Consider the following 19067-nt stretch of genomic DNA (forward strand, 5'->3'; position numbering starts at 1 on the left):
TGACAATTTTTACGATCCGAAATGAGTCATCCCCAAAAAACATGCTGCAATTTTTTTATCCTTTTTGAGCACTTCGTTCGCCTCGGGATAAAGGTATTTTTCGCGGTTCAGGTAATTGCTGATGATCAGGCTTTGTAACGCAGGTAGTCCTTCCAACTGGTTCACCAACTGCATCTGAATCTCAAATTTACGCAGTAGTTTTTCATTTTGTGCTTGTTGCAAAAGCAGAGCAAGTTCCCCTACTGACAAGTTTTTCAGGCTCGAAAGCTTAGAGTCTAAATCTTCAGTAGAAATGCTGACTGAAGTTGTTCTTTCGAAATTCTTAGGATCAAGGTTTTCCGTGTTTTTATTGACGATATTCCACAAAGACAGGCAGGTAAATGCAGCGCCGCTTACCAGCGTTTCATTGCTGACTTTTATGGTTGCTCCGCTCACTGCATCGCTTTCGTCCTGCTTTTTCTGGTTGACTTTAACCAGGTCCCTTTTTGTGAATTTGCTGATTTTTGAATCGGGATGATTCAGCAAGGTAAACAGCAGAAAATAATCCAGCTCGCTGAATTCTTTATGCCCATCTTTGGTTAGTGGAAATTCAGCGGGAACTGAAAATCCAAGGAAACTTCCGGCATAATCCCAAAATAGGGTGAGTTGAATTGGGTAACAAACTCCGGTTTCGCAGGCTTCTGTTAATACTTCGCGGCTATAGAAGAGTGGATTTCCAGCTACGTCGGATACCAGTTTCGTGCTGTCATCTTTTAGCGACGATGAAGAAAGCTGAACCTTGCCTGCATAAAGCGGATAAGCTTCAGGTTTTACTCCATTTTCCTTGTCATTAAAATTCGAAACAAGCGAAAATAAAATACTCATTATGACGGGCATCCATTTCATTAGAGTGCATTTAGAAATTCGAGCAGTGCTTCACGATCTGCTGTGCTTAGCGCTTTAAAATCATCTTTAGAATCTTTGGCTTCGCCATCGTGCCACAAAATGGCTTCGGTGATGCTGCGTGCCCGGCCGTCGTGCAAAAGGGTGGTGTGCCCACTAGTCACATTGGTAAGTCCAAGTCCCCACAACGGACGCGTTTTCCATTCTTTTCCATCCGCCTTAAATTCCGGGCGGTTGTCGGCTAGCCCGTCGCCCATGTCATGCAACAACATGTCGGTGTACGGGTAAATGATCTGTCCGCTAACTTCGGGAACGCCTTCCAGTGTTCCGGTGGTAAACGATGGTGTGTGGCAGGCAGTGCAATTGAGTTTCTCAAAAACCTTACGTCCTTTTATAACCGTTGGATCATCAAAGTTTCGCGCTGCAGGTACTGCCAGAGTCAGCGAATAATAAGTTACATCCTCCAGAACTTTCATATCGATCTCCGTAGAATCAGAAAGCTCTGTTTCGCCGTTACTTTGTCCGTAGGAACTTTCTATTGGGCGGATCGGATTTGTAATTCCCATGTCTTCGTTGTAAGCGCCTGCACTTTGTACCAGCACACTCGGAGCACCAGCTTTCCATCCAAATCGTCCCAAAGCAATTCTTTTGTTGGCAGGATCCCACACGTAATTTGGTTTTCCCGAAATCCCGTCGTCATCGCTGTCGTTTTCATCGGCAAGCGCCAGAATATCCGACTCAGGAATTGCTTCCAACAGTCCCAGTCCAAAAACCGGCATTGCAATTCTTGGTGAGATCATCACTTCCGAAGGCATCGATGTGTATGGATTTTCAATTCCGTAAACCGGCTTCCGAAGTGTGACCACCGTGCCATCGGCCAGCATTTCATCAAATTCTTCGTAAGTAACTGCCAGCATAGCTTCCTTTTGATAACCGTAAATCGACTGGTGCTGCAACTGCGTACCAAAACCCGGAACCGGTGCCGGACCGCCGTGTTCATCTTCACCTTCCACGCTTATTTTGAAAAAGAAGCCGCTCATGTCGTTGATATTCGACGGTGGCGCAGCACGCCCATCAGTAACGTGGCAACCCGCGCAGGAGTTGTGGTTGAAAACAGGCCCCAGTCCCCCGTTTACCGGAGCGTGACCCGAAACAAAAATGGCTTCAAATGCAACATCTCCATCCAAATGTTTTTCAAGCCCTTCCTGCGATAAATTAGGCGCCGGCGTTGAAAAAGCCTTGCTGCTTTGCATGTAAATGGTCGTGGCACCACCTGCCAGTTCACCTTCAATTTTTTGCAGCTGGCCGTCCTCTTTTGTACAGCCGAACATAGCCAAAACGAACAATAGTAAAAGTCCGTTTCGCGGTGAGGTAAGATGTCTGAAAAACATTTTCATAATACTTTTTTGTGTGTGAAATCAACTATTCAAAATTGATTTCTTAGTTATTTACTGCTCCCTGATCAATCCACAATTTTACCTGATCAATTTGACTTTGCGTAAGATGTCCTGCGGAGGGATGTCCGCTTTCAAGCTGTTGCACTAGCGGACTGTCAGCTGAGTTGCCCGGAAGAACATATTCACCGTCGATCAGGGCATTGTAAGCGTATTGCTCCCTTAAATCAGGCGACTGCCGGCCACCATAGTGACAGGCAGTGCAACTATTTTCCAGAAAGCCGGCAATATCGGATGAGAATGAGATCTCGTCACTTTCCTCCGACTTGCTGCACGAATACAAAAAAATGCATGCAGCAATAATTCCCAGATATTTCAGATGCTTCATTTTTATTTAAATTGATGTACAAAATTTGATCAGTGCATCCCGGTTCTCTTTGGTCAGATTCCGGAAAAATTCACGGGCTTCTTCAGCTTCGCCAAAGTGCCATAAAATAGCTTCTTCAAAATCACGTGCTCGTAAATCGTGAAACATGTGCGTATGATCGGCCGCTTTTTCCATCAATCCTTTTCCCCATAGCGGCGGAGTTCTGTAGGTACGGAATCTGCCTTTGTTTTCATCTCCCATGTCGTGCATCAGCAAATCGGTGTAAGGCCTGATTTTCTGATTCGAATAACCGGGTATGTGTGCGTATTCACCTGTTGTCCAGGACGGCTTGTGACACTCGGCACATTTCCCTTCATAAAAAAGGTTTTTACCTTGTAGCACCTCTTCGTCATCAAGATTTCGAGCCGCAGGAACTGCCAGCCCGCGATGCCAAAGCATAAAATCGGACATGTCACCGGCATGCATTTCAATCGGTTGTGTGGCATGCAGACCGGTTGTATCGATACCAAGCTCGTGTTGTTTTTCAATCCACTGTTTTGTGGCATAAAGCGTTGGTTTGTCAGCCCGGGTAATATTCGAGATGCTGTAAATACCATTAAATCCCGGACCATTTTGTAGGGTCGCGCGGCTACAATGCCAGGTAAATTTTCCCAGGTGCGGTTTCCCGTCAAAAGCTTCGGTTATCCATTTCCCATGCTGGCCTTTAATTGGTCCTTCCATGGCTTGCTGACGATTGTATTCTGCTATAATATCCTCGTCTTTGATCGCATCAAGCAACCCGGTTCCGTAAATTCCGATCGTTGCTTCAACCGAAACCTGGTAATCTTCAGGCAGATCCATAATACAGCCAACCATCTCGGCAGTTGGATATGACAATGATCCTTCAGTGGTTTTCCCCTGGTTGTATGGTGTACCGTCGGGGTATTTATTCCCGTATTCATCCACAAATTCGTTCCAGTGAATGAGCACGTCCTGTGCCGGAGGAATGTAGGGATCTACTGCATGAATTTGCAACATAACAGTAAATCCCTCCACAATTGAACCATCGGGATTGTGGACGAATGCAATGTAGCCGTTCGCATGATCGGTTGACAGGCGATCGGTTCGTTTGCCTCTTCCATATCCCGGATGACATGAAATACACGAAGTTTTTATATAAACAGGCCCCAATCCGCTGAACGGCGCATCGCTCCCTGTAACAAAACGGTTCTCAAAAAATGACTCCCCATTCAGAAAAGCGTTCTGATTGCTAATGGCCGGTGATGGCTGTTCAAAACAACGAGAGGTTTCGTTAAAAACCGTTCCGTTTAAACCTCCGGCGTAATACTCTTCCGAAAGGGTGCCGTTATCCTCCAGTTCTTCAACAAGAACCGGGTCTTTGGTGCAGGAACTAATCAGGCATCCCACACTTAGTGCGGCTGCCAGCAGAAGTCCTCCTTTTTTGGGTTGATTTTTCGTTTTCATCTAGTCGTGGTTGATTTTTGATTTTTTTGAATGTTATAGAATGTCTTTCACCTTTTTCAGTGAAGTAAACAGTTCGTTACAGGCTTCAGTGGCGGCGTCGGTTGCGGTAGTATTCGAAAGGTTGTTACGGAACGGCATTCCGATGTTGCTAATCTCATCTTTAGCTTTCGTAATGCTTGCTTTAATTTCTTCGTCGAGTTCAGCTGATTCAGCTTTTACAAGATCGGAAAGACTGGCTCCTCTTTCGTTTTCCGACAAACCTCCGAGGTATGCATTTTCGATGCTATTGATGTTATTCACAAAGTCGGTGAGTGAATTCCAGCTATACCACGATTCTACATCCAGTACGTTTCCTGATTCCACTGGATCTGCGATTTTTGCATTCCCTACTTCGTCGGCAATGTCCATGGCGCCCTGAATAATTTCTTCCAGCGCTGCATATTGCGAAACATAGCGGCTTCCACTTAATCCGGCATTAATCAACTCGTTTCCAAAAGCATCTCCCACTTCAAGTTCAGCAGCTTCAAGCAAAGCTTGCTTTTCAGTTGTAAGATATTCTGTTCCGCTCCACCATGCTTCCAATGTTGTGCAGTCTTCAGCAAGAACCTGTGCTACGGCTTCAAGGTAAGTCAATTCGGCTACCGAAAAGCTGGATGCAGTTCGGGCTGCACCATCACGGAACAACAAATATTCAACTGCGTGAAATCCGCGGAGCGAAGCACCCAGGCTGTTGCGAACATAGTCAGAACTCATAGCGATCTTTTCGGCTTCAACATCGGCAAGAACCTGGTCGAGCTGGTCTTTATCAAGTGGCCACGAGTCAAGCAGCGGATCGAGGTTATTGAAAGCTGCCGGACCAAACAAAAAGGCCTCGCTTTTTTCCCAGTATTCACGGGTGTCTTTCCAGGCTTCAGCTGCTGCTTCAACTTCAGCATCGCTTAATTCAGCACTGAAATTCTGAATGACATCAACCAGAGAAATGGCATTGCTGGCCATGTTTTCGTAAGTTTTGATCACTGTAAGATTGGTGTAATCGGTGATTACCTCAGTGACTTTTGCGTCTTGCAGGTCAGTATCAGTAGCATCGTCGTTTTCTGAACAAGCAACCGTAAATAGCGCTAACCCGCCGGTGAGAAATAGAAATGGATTAAATTTTTTCATGGTAATTATTTTGAATTAATTGAACATGCCTGAAAAAGTAACTCCCAGACTTAGTGTATTTTCCTGATTATATGGTTTGTCGAACACGCGCATGCTGTATTCGGCTTTTAATGCGATTTGTGGTATGGGATAATAGTTGAGCCCCAGCGTATAAAGCTGTCGTTTGTAACGGGCATCGGCCAACATGGTGCTTACTGTATTTTGCATCGAATTGTAATAGGTGTAATGCAGAAAGGTATAAAGCTGGCCCTCAGCTTGCGGGAAAAACGAAAGTACATTGTAACCTGCTTCCACCATAAACGACGCGGCATTTTTAGCAACATCGGTATGAGGAGAAGGTGCCGCTGACGGCAAACTTTTATTGATCTTTGAAATTTCTGCGGACTCTGAAAGATTGCCATAAATCACAGCAGAACGTGCGATCAGGTTTTGCGAGCGGTATTCGGCATCGGCAGAACCGATCAGTACCGTTCCTTTCAAACCGTCGTAACGATCGGCTTTCAGACTGTTGCCGGCGCTGTTTCCTGCATAACCACTCAGTCCAATGCGAAGGCCGTTTACAGAATAATTATTGATCCTGAACGCACCGGCCATGCTGGTTGCCAGTTTATATTCGTAGGGAGAAATACTTCCGCCGTTCACCCAATTTGATGATCCAAAAGCATCAACATCCAAACCGTTCACCAACTGAAAATCGTAATCCCACATACGCAGACGACCATGGATACTGATCCCGTTTTCGTGCCAGGTTTGCGGAATGATCGTACTTTCTCCTTCGGGGCGCATTACCGTGAAATATTCCGTCGGCAGGTGGCCATAATTGGTCGATCCAACCGGAACGATAATGTGACCGGCACGAATATTAAAACGCGAACTAAAGCTTTTTTCGATCCAGAATTGTTCCAGGATCACTTCGCCGCCTTTTTCAACTTCGGTTTCGTACTCGCCAAATTCTTCGGCTTCAATTTCCATTTCGGAACCAACGCCACCGTGTTCGAATTCAATCTCGCTGCTTACTTTCCAGCCTTTACCAAAGTCGTATGTCACATTAAAAACCAGGTGAGGAATATCGGTTTGTCCGCGGCTTACTCTTTCCGTAAAATTCTCAGGGTAGGTGTAGCGGTTAAAATCGTCGGTGTAATCGAAATGGCGGTAAACCACTTCGCCGTAACCTCCAAAAGTCAGGCGCGAAGTTTTTTTTTCTTCGGTTTGTGCAAAGCTATTTTGTCCTAAACAAAGTAGGACGATAGCCAGTAACAGAGTGACTAATTTCATAGAATAATAGTTTTGGGTCAAAATTAGAGGGTCACTCAGTACTGAACAATCCCATTTATTTGGGATTTTTTGCACGTAAAACACGGCTAAAACCAGTAAGTATTAGAAGAAACAAAATATTCAACAATAAAAAACGGAGGCGTTTATAGCTCATTTTCAACAAACTACAAACACCTCCTGCTTATTCATCAAAAATTCCGGCTACTCCTAAAAATGGGGATAAAACATAATTAACAAAGGAGTAAGTGCAAAACCACTCCTTTTTACTATATCAAAACTATTTCAAGCTCTCTTCAAAAAGTTTAAAAATACGTTTGTATTCATCGGTCCAGCTACTTGGCTCCACAAAACCGTGAGCTTCCACAGGAAAAACTGCCAGCTCCCAGTTTTCTTTGCCCAACTCAATCAGTCGCTGTGTTAAACGAACAATATCCTGAAACTGGACATTATCGTCAACCATACCGTGGCACATCAGCAGGTTACCTTCCAGTCCTTCAGCAAAATTAATGGGCGAACTTTTGGCGTAAGCAATGCTGTCTTCAACCGGTGTATTCAGAATATTTGCAGTGTAACCATGATTGTAATGCGCCCAGTCGGTAACCGAACGTAAACCGGCTCCTGCGGCAAAAGTCTCCGGCTCGTTAAACAAAGCCATCAGGGTAATAAAACCGCCATACGATCCTCCGTAAATACCAATTCTTTCCGGCGAAACATTATACTTTTCTGTTAGCATTTTTGCGCCGTCCACCTGATCCGACAGGTCCAGTCCACCCATCCAGCGGTATATTCCGGTACGCCAGTCGCGGCCATAACCGGCACTTCCGCGGTAATCGATATCAAGTACGGTATAACCGTTGTCGACTAAAATATTGTGAAACTGGTATTCGCGGAAATAGCTGCTCCACCATTTGTGCGCATTTTGCAGATATCCGGCGCCGTGTACAAAAATCACTGCAGGTCCGTTTTGCTCGGGCGACTCAGGGCGATACAAACGGGCATGAACTTCGGCACCGTCGGCAGCATTAAAAGTAATAAACTCCGGAACGCGCCAGTTGTATTCGTTAAAAGCATCGGTGGTTGATTGCGTTAACTGCACGGCTTCCGCGCCTGCTTTATTTTCCTGCAAATAAAGTTCCCAGGGTTTGTTGGCCTCCGAATGACGAATCGCTAAATATTTTTCATCGGGCGAAAGTGTCACCTCGTTACCACCTTCAAGCGATGTAATCTGTGTAAGTTTTCCTCCCCAAACCGGCATTTTATAATAATGCGTTACGCCGGGATGCACTTTGTTTGCAATGAAGTAGAAACTTTTTTTATCGTTCGAAATAGATGCTTCCGACACTTCAAACTCACCTGAAGTGAGTGCGGTTTTCTTTTTGGTTTTGCAATTTACGGCGTACAAATGCGAGTAGCCTGTTTCCTCTGAATGAAACCAAACCGACTCGCCATCAGGCATCCAGCCAATACTCCCGGTTGACATGCTCCAGCCACCAATTCCGGGACCTCCAATCCAAGCTTCGTCGCGTTGACGATCGAGTAATTCCAGGCTGCCGGTAGCAGGATCGAGCAACAGCATCCAGCGGTCTTTGTTGTCTTGCGACAAAGCTACAATCACAGCTTTATTTTCCGTTTCGTTCCACAGTGGCCCTAACAAATTCACCTCCCGATCTTTTACTTCTTCGCCGTCTTTTGGCATTCGCTCGGGATAATCACTCAGGTAATCGGGCAGGTCTTTTAATCCGGGAATTTGTGTTTTATCTATCGATATCAGCTTGTTGTTTTTCACATCAAAAATGCCCATTTCAACCGATGCCTGCGGACTCCCAACTTTCGAACGTGCGTTTCGTTCTTCGGTGTAACCCGACTCGGTAACATGATGCGTTACCGAAGTTGCTTTTGCGTTTGCCCTTTCATACAAACTGTAAATGATATAATTGCCACTTGCACTCAGCGAAATATCTCGCACAAACTTTTTGCCGGTGTATATTTTTAGTGGCTCAGCAACTTTTTCGGCTTCTTCCCGGCTCTCGCGCGCTTTGTTTTTTGCTTCGCGTTCCTGCAAAACCACAAACAATTCTTTTTGCTGTTCTTCCAGCCATTTCGCTTGTGCAGACGAAGCCGGTTCTTTTTTCTCACTTCCCGAAACAAAGTTGGTAAGCTGAGTAATCAAGCCTGTTTCCGGATCGATGGTGAACAGGTTGTTGTCTTTCAAAAATGCAATTTTCGAATCGCCCAAAACAAACTCCGGCGACGATACGCGCTCCAGCCACGCTGTTAGCTGCTTTTCTTTTCCACTTTTAATATCCAGTAAAAAGAGATTGCCGTTTCGGGTATATACTTTTTTTGTGCGATCACTGTTAAATTCGGCACGGCGTCCGGGTAGTTTCATTTTCTCTTCCAGACTAACCTTTTCAATATTTTTGGTCGACAAATTATAAGCGTACAAGGCTTCCAGGGTGTCTTGCTCGGGATTCCACTGAAAATAAATCTTTGCTCCGTCTTCGCTCCAGCTTATACCTGTTGGCGAAGCACCAATCCATTTGGTCGGATCTTGCATAATTGTTTCAATGGAAAGCGAACTTTTATTGAGTTGGCTAACCTGGCTGAACGCCGAAAAAGTGTATAGGATAAAAAATGAAAGGATAATTTGTCTCATTTTGTGCAGTTTTTTTTATTGTTTTTACGAAGGCCTCTAAATTAATATTTTTAACAAAATGATTTCGTAAGGCTGATTCGCTTTTTGTAATTTCAAAAAATATAGATTTGTAGCGCTAAACAACACATAACGCATTGATTAAAGGAAAAAGCCAATTTGTATGAAGGTATTTAAATTTGGTGGAGCATCGGTAAAAGATTCCGCCGCGGTAAAAAATGTATTCGAAATAATCAGAAGTGAAAACGGGAACCTGGCCGTTGTAATCTCGGCCATGGGGAAAAGTACCGACTTGCTGGAGACTCTGATAAAAGCGTATTTCAATAACTCGGAAGAAAAACAGACCATTTTCAATAATTTCAAGAATTACCACATTGATATTATTGGTGATCTGTTTGGTGAAAAAGGAATGCCGCAGGGTGTTTACGAGCTGTTTTCGGAATTGGAACACAAACTGAATTCGCGCCCTTCGTTTGATTATAATTTTGAATACGACCAGATTATTTGTTTTGGCGAGCTTATTTCAACGCGCATTGTGAGCGATTATATTGCCGCTACCGGACAAAACAACAAGTGGATTGATATTCGCACCTGTTTAAAAACCGACGACACATTCCGCGATGCCCGTGTTGACTGGGAATGGACCGGCGAACTGATACGTAATGAATTTAATTTCAGCGATACAGGATTGTATATTACGCAGGGTTTTATGGGATCAACAACTACGAATTTAACCACGACTTTGGGGCGCGAGGGATCGGATTTTACGGCCGCAATTATTGGTAGTTCGTTGCAGGTAGAAAGTGTATCGATTTGGAAAGATGTTCCGGGTGTTTTGAGTGCTGATCCGAAAAAAATGAACGACGCGGTAATGATCAACGAACTGTCGTACAAAGAGGCCGTGGAGATGACACATTCGGGGGCAAAAGTAATCCACCCGAAAACCATGCAGCCGCTGCATAACCAAGGAATTCCGTTGCTGGTAAAATCGTTTGTTGAACCGAAAAACCCGGGGACTGTAATTCACAAAATCGATCATAAAATTGAGTTACCTCCAATTTTTATCTTAAAAGAAAACCAGGTACTGATAACACTTTCAGCACTCGATTTTTCGATCATCTCAATCAGCGACATCGAGCGTGTTGTGAAATTCCTGATGGAAAAACTGATCAAGGTTACGCTGATGCAACAGTCGGCCATCGACCTGAATATTGTCGCCGATGCCTCGGACGAAAATCTGGAGGAAATTTTCAGCGAACTTTCGGGAGATTACAAAATACGCTACAACACTGATCTTACGTTGGTAACTATCCGTCATTATACTGAAGATGTACTGGACTGGATGGTAAAAGAAAAAGACATTTATCTGGAACAACACAGCCGCTTAACCGCGCGAATGTTGATCAAAGAATAGTCTTTTTCGGTGTTGAAATGCAGCGGTACTTCAAGCTCAGGTCCGGTGCATACAACAAGAAAAAATTATGATTAAGAACTTTATCATTCCTGATTTAATTTTTCTTGTAATTTTAGAAACTGATTCTGTACCTATAAAAAAAACTTCTTCGAGAAATGAAGCAAAAAAAGACGCTACCTTATATCATTGGGATTGCTGTTGTAATAATGATCCTGCTTATCGTTGGTAAAAAACAGGGTTGGTTTGGCAACGAGGTCAACTTAAAAGTGGCCACCGAAACGGTTGAAAGCAAATCCATCACCGAGTTTATAACCGCCAACGGAAAAATTCAGCCAAAAACCGAGGTAAAGATCAGTCCGGATGTGGCTGGCGAGATCGTAGAACTGTATGTTGAAGACGGCGATGCCGTTGAGCAGGGAAAACTTCTTTGTGTGATAAAACCCGAGATGTATGTTTCGGCTGTAAACCGATCGGAAGCTGCATTAAACTCGTCGAAAGCACGGCAGGCACAAGCAGAAGCACAACAGATTGAAAGCGAGCTCTCGTATAAACGATCGAAACAATTGTATGAAAAAGGCACCATTCCGGTTTCTGAATTCGAATCGGCAGAAGCAGCATACAAAGTTGCGCAAGCCGAAGTTCGCGCTGCACAATATTCGGTATTGAGTGCGCAAGCATCGCTCGATGAAGCAGAGGAACAACTCGTAAAAACCAAAATATATGCTCCTATTTCAGGAACCATTTCGGCACTGAACGTTGAAAAAGGTGAGCGTGTTGTAGGAACCAGCATGATGGTGGGAACCGAAATGATGACCGTTGCCGACCTGAACAAAATGGAAGTTGAGGTGGAGGTGAACGAGAACGACATCGTGAAAGTGATGAAAGGCGATACGGCTCTGGTTGAAGTAGATGCCTACCTGAACCGTAAGTTTAAAGGTATTGTTACCGAAATTGCCAATTCGGCCAGTGTAACCGGCACCAGTTCCGACCAGGTAACCAATTTTGATGTGAAAGTATTTTTGCTGCACGAATCATACGAAGACCTGATAGATCCGGAGAATGGAAACCTTTATCCGTTCCGCCCGGGAATGTCGGCCACGGTTGATATTCTTACTGAAACCCGCGAGAACGTTATTTCGGTGCCAATTTCGGCGGTAACAACACGTATCAAGAAAAAAGATGGTGGCACGAAAGAGGTTAGCGATGATGAATCGGAAAATTCGTCGAATGACGACAACACAACACAACGCGACGAAAAACAGGAAGTGGTTTTCTTGTTTGTTGACGGACGTGTGATTAAAACCGAAGTGGAAACCGGAATTCAGGACAATAACAGTATTGAAATCCTGAAAGGAATTAAGGAGGGCGACCAGGTTGTTACTGCTCCTTATACCATCATTAACCGCACATTAAAAGACAGTATGCAAGTTCGAAAAGTGAAGGAAGAAGAGTTATTTACATCAAACTAAATAATTCTTCCAACAAAATAAAAAACGGGATTGCAGTTGATTGCAATCCCGTTTTCTTTTGTGTTAGTTCTTCACTTATTCACCCGGAAAATAATCGCGCGAATCAACAACAGTCAGGTTGTTGGTATGCGCCCGGTTCATTTCCAGCGCCGATTGTTCTGAAACTTTTTTGCCAGCGTACGAATACGATTTATCCAGCGAGACGCGTTTGAGCAAAAGGTCTTTGTAATCCACTTCGAAAGAATAAATTAAATCAGTAAGAAAATCAGTGTTGCTTTGTCCAATTCCCAAAGCTCTACCCTGTTTATTGTTTTTGGCTGCCACCACCTGACCTTCAATTTTTAATACCGAATAATCTTCCTTATTTACTGTAATTTTTCCTTTTAACGCTCCGGCATAATAATCGCCGGTCGTTGCCAACGATGGAACTTTAGGGCTAAAAGTTATCACCCAATATTCCTTACCATCAATAACAGGCTGGCTCTCTAACTCCAGTTTGTAATCGTTTAGCAAGGCAGGATTTAAAACGCCTGAAGCAGAACGTGCCCAGTCGAATTCCAGCAGATCATCAAGATTTAATTGAGCTGTTGAAAAGCTATAATCATCGTCGTTCTGTTCTTTGGTAACCGAATAATTGCGGGCTTTAAAAGCATCGGCTTTCGATGGATGAGTGTAACCCGAAGCATCGTAAAGTAAGACCTGGGCAACCTGCGGTGATTGCACCGCGCCATCAACAGTTTTTTCATTTGAATAGGCAAAATGCATATTAAACGGGCCCGAACCATAGTTGTATTTTATGTTTTCCGATGCCATGCGCAAAATGCGGATCAGCACCATATTTTGTGCGGCAATATCAACCTCTCCAACACCATACGACTGTGGTTGCAACTTAATAACGGCAAACTCTTTCGAGAATAAATCTTTAACCGGGAATTGCTGGTTTTTAAAACCAACTGCCGAAAAATAAATGGCTTTATCAACCATTTCTTCCGGTATTTTAAGTTCAAAGTTTCCTTCGCTGTCGCTGGCAGTGCCAAAAAATGTACCTTCCAAACCAATGTTGGTGTACGAAACCGGCCGGTTACTCTCGGAATCAACCACCTTTCCTTTGATGGTGTGTGCAACCTTTGAGCCGTTCTGAGCCAGTGTTGTAAGCGCCAAACAAACTGTAAAAATGAATATAATTGTTTTCTTCATGACCATCGAATTTAAAAAATAAAAGTAAGAAATATATATCATTACTGCCTAGTAAAACGTTATTATACCCAATTATTATTGTGTATCTTTGTTTTAAACATAAAAAGGATGTTATGAGTAGAAAATATATTGTTCTGGTTATTAGTGTTGTTTTAATCGGGTTAAGTTCGTGTGTTTCGAAAAAGAAATACCTTGAAATGGAAGCCGGAAGGTTAAAAGCCGAAGAACTTTCGCGTAAACTCGATGCCGAAAACAATGCCAAAGCTGAACGTATTAAAGCACTGATTGCCGATTTTGAGGCCATGAAAAATGAGCTGATGGAAAGCAACGCCATGAAAGAGCAGGACATTGCCGATTTAAAGCAGGAAATGGCAGTGCTGTCGGACGAACTGAACAAAAAACAGGAGTCGTTGCAGGAAACAAGTTTTAACCTCGATTTTGAAAAACAACGACTTACCAATGCACTGGAAAGTAAAGATGCTACGATTGAATCGTTGCAAAAACAGGTAGGTTCGCTTGAAGAAGAGGTAACTACCAAAAACTCAGTTATCGATCAAAAGAATTTCGATATCAATAAACTGAATGAACAGGCTAAAGTTCTTGAAGGAAAAATTAAAAGTGGCGAAACTGATCTGGCAAAACTTCAGGAACAGTTAAACAGCGTACGTTCCGAAACCACTCAGCTGCAAAATCAAATCAAAACAAAAGACGCCGAAATTACCAAACTTAGCAACCAGGTTAAACTGCTGAAAAGCGAAATTGGAAGTTAATACCTCAAGGTAGTTTTTTCTTAAAATAGTTAACAAAACAACAGTTTCGTTGTTATAAGAAATTACAATAGTGAACCGGTTTATAACTGCGTTTATTATTTGATTGCAAAATAATGAAAGTTTACCCTTTCATTGGGAAGCCTGGTACATGCCAGGCTTTCTTTTTTGCACAATGAAAAAGGTACCTGCTTAGCAAATACCTTTCTCGCGTTCAAAAATTAACCCACTATTCTATGAAAATTGCGCTTCTTATTTGTGAACAGTGTTGCCTTCCATTCGCTTAAACCAAATCCTGTCTCCTACCTGGTAGTAATCGTCTTTTAATCCAGGATTCGCAGCCAATTCGGCCTGTGTATAAGGAAAATAAGGAACAATTACATCGTCACCGCTTTCCCAGTTGGCGGGCGTGTAAACATGTTGTTTATCCGAAAGTTGAAGTGCTTCAACTATCCGCACAAATTCTGTCATATCTCTACCCACTTCTACCGGATAGAAATTTACAGAACGAACGATGTTTTTATCGTCGATGATAAATACCCCGCGAATGTCGCGATTGGTACTTGTCGGTTCGTGAAGCATTCCGTAAAGCTTCGAATTTTTTCCATCCGGATCTTCAAATATGGGAAACTCTATCGCAATCGGACCTCTGTTTTTGTAGTCGAGTTCCTCAAGGTGAGCTTCCCACATTTTGTGTAATTCCACGTTATCGGTCGAGATAACGGCAACTTGTACACCCAATTTTTTAAAGTCAGATTGTAAGTGTGCCAGTTCGAGCAATTCAGATGAACACACGGGAGTGAAATCGGCCGGATGACTAAAAAGAATCTTCCAGTTGTTGCCAAAATCATTAGGGAAAGTAATTTTTCCTTCAGTTGTGTTTGCACTGAATTTTGGAGCTTTCGATCCTATTAAGGGAATTTTGTAATCGCCTGCTACAGCAATTCCCAAGGCTAAGATAATAGCCACGAAGGTAAACATTAATCGTTTCATAACTTTGAATATTAAATGATTGCGAAACGAAGTTACAACCAATCAAAAACCAATATTTATGCTGAAGAACATATTTTAATTAGAGCCAATATGATTGCGTTTGATTCTTCGCTGACACTTTAGCATTCAAATATTCGAATTGAAAGCGATTTCTACAATTATGATTTCAATTTAAAGATTATTACATCTTTATATATTCAATATGAAACTTCAACAAGAGCTAATAATAATACTTTTTTGTATTCTATTAACAAATGATTGATTATTAGTCGAACTTTTTGTTCTACTATTCGAGATCGTAATCCATCTTAAATAATTCGTAATACTGCACAATTGATTCCCGAACCTGGTATTCGCTTGCAGTATAAGGAAGCACATTTTGTCCGTTAAACCACATCATAAAGGTATCGGCATACGCTTCATTTAGCCCGGTGAGTTTCATTACCATTTCCTTATTGTAGTTTCTCGAGTGCATTTCCCAGTTACGCATTATGGCCATATCTTCGCGCACTTGTCGTTTACGTTTTTCGCGCTTGCCGTAATACTGCGCAAAGGATAACGGACTAAACAATGCAGCAACAACCGGAGGCTTTTCGTTAAATGCATCGCCACGCAAGGTGGGATCAACTTCGGTCGGATTTCCATGTTCGAAATAATCAAGCTGTTGGGCATCGCCCTCTACTGTAACCTCGCCGACATTATAGAGAACCGGTTCCATATAAAAGGTCAACATATCGTAACCCGTGTAATAAGAAGGAACTTTTAAAATATATGGTTTAAAGCCTACCGAAGTTATTTCCAGTGAATCGATATTCAGCATCTCGAGATTAAAAATCCCCTCGCCGTTGGTGATCGTCCCGCTGTGTGTGCGGTGGTTGATAATGTTGGCGTAAGGTACTGCTGAACTATCGGACGAACTCAGGATTTTTGCTTTCAGTTCGATCAACATCGGATCAATGGGATAATCTTCATCCTGCGCCCAAGCAAAAACACCCGTCAAAACAAATAATAGCAGCAGTAAATATTTATACATAAGTGCGTATTTCTATTCCGATTGCAAATCTATGCAAAAGAATTTAACCATTTTGAAGATAACACTATTTAACGGGTTTTTAACAGATGTTAAGGGGGATTTGGAAAGTATTGAGCAGGTGACTTCAAGTCACCTGCTCAATAGAATTATTTCATTGAAGCAATGCGCTCTTCCAACACTTTAATATTGGCTTCGGCATCGGCTTGTTTTGCTTTTTCTTTGGCAACAACCGCTTCCGGTGCGTTATTTACAAAACGCTCGTTGCTCAGTTTTTTCATTACCGAGTTCAGGAATCCTTTGGCGTATTTTAACTCCTCTTCCAGCTTTTTCAACTCTTCTTCCACATCGATAAATCCATCAAGCGGAATATAGAAATTGGTTGATTTTACACGGAACGATGCCGCTCCTTTTACTTCTTCTTCAACAGCCTTCAACTCGGTAAGATTACCCAATTTGATAAGAATACTATTGAATTTAGCATCAAAACCTTTGTCGCCCTTTTGTACCGAAAAATCGATAGCATCTTTAAAGGCAATATTTTTGTCTTTACGGATTTTGCGAATCCCGGAAACCGCTTCTTTTACATCCTCGAACGCAGCAAGCAATGCAGCATCGTAACTGGTATTAGCCGGCAACTGACTAATCATGATACTTTCGCCTTCTTTACGCTCTTCCAGCAACTGCCAGATTTCTTCAGTAATAAATGGCATAAAAGGATGCATCAGTCGCAACATCTGATCGAACAGTTCAAGAATTTCGGCATATGTTTTTCCATCGATCGGCTGCTGATAAGCCGGTTTAACCATCTCCAGCAACCATCCTGAAAACTCGTCGCGAACAGTAGTATAAACTGTCATCAGTGCTTCCGAAATACGGAAACTGTCGAACTGTGCATTTAAAGTCTCAACTACCTGGGCAATTTTATTTTTAAACCACTCGATGGCCAGTTTTGAATGTTCCGGCTGCTCGATTTCAGCAGAAACTTCCCAGTTCTTCACCAAACGGAAAGCATTCCAAATCTTAGTTGAGAAACCTGCTCCCTGTTGCGGCAGTCCTTCGTCGAACAACAAATCGCCACCTGCAGGAGAACACAGCAGCATTCCAACACGAACACCGTCAGCACCATATTTTGCGATCAAATCAAGCGGATCGGGAGAGTTACCCAGCGATTTCGACATTTTACGGCGTTGTGCATCGCGCACCATTCCTGTAAAATATACGTTTTTGAACGGGAAATCATCGCGGTACTCGTAACCGGCAATAATCATTCGGGCTACCCAGAAGAAAATGATATCAGGAGCTGTTACCAAATCCGAACTAGGATAGTAATAGTTTACTTCCTCATTCTCCGGCTCACGAACCCCATCGAAAACCGAGATTGGCCACAACCAGCTTGAGAACCAGGTATCCAATGCATCCTCATCTTGTTTCAGGTCGGAAGTAGTTAATTCAGCGTTACCCGATTTTTCTTTTGCCAACTTTAAAGCTTCTTCTACTGATTCCGCACAAACATAAGTTCCGTCGGGCAGGTAATACACAGGAATTTGGTGGCCCCACCACAACTGACGGCTAATACACCAGTCTTTGATGTTACCCATCCAATGTTTGTATGTATTTTTAAATTTCGGTGGGTGGAAACTGATAGTATCGTTCATCACATTTTCCAAAGCCGGTTTTACCAGTTCTTCCATTTTCAGGAACCACTGCGCCGACAATTTGGGTTCGATGATTACATCAGTTCTTTCCGAGAAACCAACCTTATTTGTATAATCTTCAACTTTTGCCAGGTTTCCAGCCTTTTCCAGTTCAGGAACTATTTTATCACGAACATCAAAACGATCTTCGCCAACATACAATCCGGCACTTTCATTTAAAGTACCATTGTCGTTAAAAATGTCGATGGATGGCAAGTTGTATCTCAAGCCAATTTCGTAGTCATTAATATCGTGGGCCGGTGTAATTTTCAAACATCCGGTACCAAATTCCATGTCAACATATTCATCCTCAATAATCGGAATTGAACGGTTGATCAGCGGCACTAAAACACGTTTTCCTTTCAGGTGGGCAAAACGTTCGTCGTTCGGATTTACACAAACAGCAGTATCACCTAAAATGGTTTCAGGACGTGTAGTTGCAATGGTTACAAACTCATCTTCTCCTTCAATTTTGTAGTTGAGGTAGTAGAGTTTACCCTGCATTTCTTTGTAGATCACTTCCTCATCCGAAAGTGCAGTTTTAGCTGCCGGATCCCAGTTTACCATACGTACACCGCGGTAAATCATTCCTTTGTTGAACAGGTCGACAAACACTTTGATTACCGATTCGCTGCGGGCTTCGTCCATGGTAAAAGCGGTACGATCCCAGTCGCATGAAGCACCCAGTTTTTTCAGCTGCTCGAGGATAATACCGCCGTGTTTATCGGTCCATTCCCAGGCATGTTTCAAGAATTCGTCGCGCGAAAGATCGTACTTGTCAATTCCTTCAGCGTTTAGTTTGTTTACTACTTTGGCTTCGGTAGCAATCGATGCATGGTCGGTACCCGGTACCCAGCAGGCATTTTTACCGGTCATTCGCGCACGACGGACCAGAATATCCTGAATGGTATTGTTAAGCATGTGCCCCATGTGCAACACACCGGTTACGTTTGGCGGCGGAATTACAATCGTGTAAGGTTCGCGCTCGTCGGGTGTTGAATGGAAATATTTATTGTCCATCCAGTATTTGTACCATTTATCTTCAACCTCAGCCGGGTTGTACTTGCTCGGAATTTCCATTTGACTCATCTTGAAATATCTAGCTAAAAATTTGAGGTGCAAAAGTACAATTAAAAGTTTAGAGTTCAATGTTCAACTTTAAGAGTTTAGGTTCTGAAGGTTGAGAATTAAAGAAAGCGATGGATTCTAACAGATTACATAGCACATTAAGTGCTTTTTCATCAATCGTGCAGAAAACAAAAAACCAAAAGTGGAGAATCGGA

Annotated in this window: 14 protein-coding genes; 3 read left to right on the forward strand and 11 right to left on the reverse strand. The window is 42.9% G+C overall.

The annotated features are described in order from the left end of the window. Positions 1 to 9 precede the first annotated feature (9 nt). The 7 genes from SLH46_RS19340 to SLH46_RS19370 form a co-directional block, all read right to left on the reverse strand. Positions 10 to 864 carry a hypothetical protein gene (locus SLH46_RS19340; RefSeq protein WP_320282870.1) on the reverse strand — a complete coding sequence of 285 codons (855 nt, stop codon included), beginning with the start codon at positions 862 to 864 and terminating at the stop codon, positions 10 to 12. 20 nt (positions 865 to 884) lie between these two features. Next, a complete protein-coding gene (locus SLH46_RS19345) occupies positions 885 to 2273 on the reverse strand; it encodes a di-heme oxidoreductase family protein (protein ID WP_320282871.1) in 1389 nt (462 codons plus the stop codon). A gap of 49 nt (positions 2274 to 2322) precedes the next feature. Next, complete coding sequence (locus tag SLH46_RS19350; RefSeq protein WP_320282872.1) at positions 2323 to 2664, reverse strand: hypothetical protein; 342 nt, start codon at positions 2662 to 2664, stop codon at positions 2323 to 2325. A gap of 6 nt (positions 2665 to 2670) precedes the next feature. Then, positions 2671 to 4128 (reverse strand): di-heme oxidoredictase family protein, encoded by a 1458-nt coding sequence (locus SLH46_RS19355; protein ID WP_320282873.1) that lies wholly within the window; start codon positions 4126 to 4128, stop codon positions 2671 to 2673. Positions 4129 to 4161: 33 nt separating this feature from the next. Continuing rightward, positions 4162 to 5289, reverse strand: coding sequence for an imelysin family protein (locus SLH46_RS19360; RefSeq protein WP_320282874.1), 1128 nt, complete (start codon positions 5287 to 5289; stop codon positions 4162 to 4164). A 15-nt stretch (positions 5290 to 5304) separates the two neighbouring features. Continuing rightward, positions 5305 to 6564, reverse strand: a complete 1260-nt coding sequence (locus SLH46_RS19365; RefSeq protein WP_320282875.1) for a hypothetical protein — start codon at positions 6562 to 6564, stop codon at positions 5305 to 5307. A gap of 277 nt (positions 6565 to 6841) precedes the next feature. Further along, positions 6842 to 9220 (reverse strand): S9 family peptidase, encoded by a 2379-nt coding sequence (locus SLH46_RS19370; protein WP_320282876.1) that lies wholly within the window; start codon positions 9218 to 9220, stop codon positions 6842 to 6844. Between the two features lie 160 nt (positions 9221 to 9380). Here SLH46_RS19370 and SLH46_RS19375 point away from each other — a divergent pair, with 160 nt between their 5' ends. After that, positions 9381 to 10631, forward strand: a complete 1251-nt coding sequence (locus SLH46_RS19375) for an aspartate kinase (RefSeq protein WP_320282877.1) — start codon at positions 9381 to 9383, stop codon at positions 10629 to 10631. Between the two features lie 155 nt (positions 10632 to 10786). Continuing rightward, a complete protein-coding gene (locus SLH46_RS19380; protein WP_320282878.1) occupies positions 10787 to 12100 on the forward strand; it encodes an efflux RND transporter periplasmic adaptor subunit in 1314 nt (437 codons plus the stop codon). Positions 12101 to 12175: 75 nt separating this feature from the next. Here SLH46_RS19380 and SLH46_RS19385 read toward each other — a convergent pair whose 3' ends face one another. Beyond that, the gene (locus SLH46_RS19385) at positions 12176 to 13297 is read right to left on the reverse strand and encodes a carboxypeptidase-like regulatory domain-containing protein (protein WP_320282879.1); all 1122 of its coding nucleotides are present in this window, start codon (positions 13295 to 13297) and stop codon (positions 12176 to 12178) included. Positions 13298 to 13410: 113 nt separating this feature from the next. On the opposite strand from SLH46_RS19385, the gene SLH46_RS19390 reads away from it, so the two are divergent. Continuing rightward, complete coding sequence (locus SLH46_RS19390; protein ID WP_320282880.1) at positions 13411 to 14067, forward strand: hypothetical protein; 657 nt, start codon at positions 13411 to 13413, stop codon at positions 14065 to 14067. A 249-nt stretch (positions 14068 to 14316) separates the two neighbouring features. On the opposite strand, the gene SLH46_RS19395 is transcribed toward SLH46_RS19390, so the two are convergent. From SLH46_RS19395 to SLH46_RS19405, 3 genes are all read right to left on the reverse strand, one after another. After that, positions 14317 to 15057 (reverse strand): redoxin domain-containing protein, encoded by a 741-nt coding sequence (locus SLH46_RS19395; RefSeq protein WP_320282881.1) that lies wholly within the window; start codon positions 15055 to 15057, stop codon positions 14317 to 14319. Positions 15058 to 15343: 286 nt separating this feature from the next. After that, a complete protein-coding gene (locus SLH46_RS19400; RefSeq protein WP_320282882.1) occupies positions 15344 to 16090 on the reverse strand; it encodes a hypothetical protein in 747 nt (248 codons plus the stop codon). Between the two features lie 146 nt (positions 16091 to 16236). Continuing rightward, positions 16237 to 18873 carry a valine--tRNA ligase gene (locus SLH46_RS19405; protein ID WP_320282883.1) on the reverse strand — a complete coding sequence of 879 codons (2637 nt, stop codon included), beginning with the start codon at positions 18871 to 18873 and terminating at the stop codon, positions 16237 to 16239. Between the last annotated feature and the right edge of the window lie 194 nt (positions 18874 to 19067).

The organism is Draconibacterium sp. IB214405 (genome assembly GCF_033963885.1).
Classification (GTDB): domain Bacteria; phylum Bacteroidota; class Bacteroidia; order Bacteroidales; family Prolixibacteraceae; genus Draconibacterium.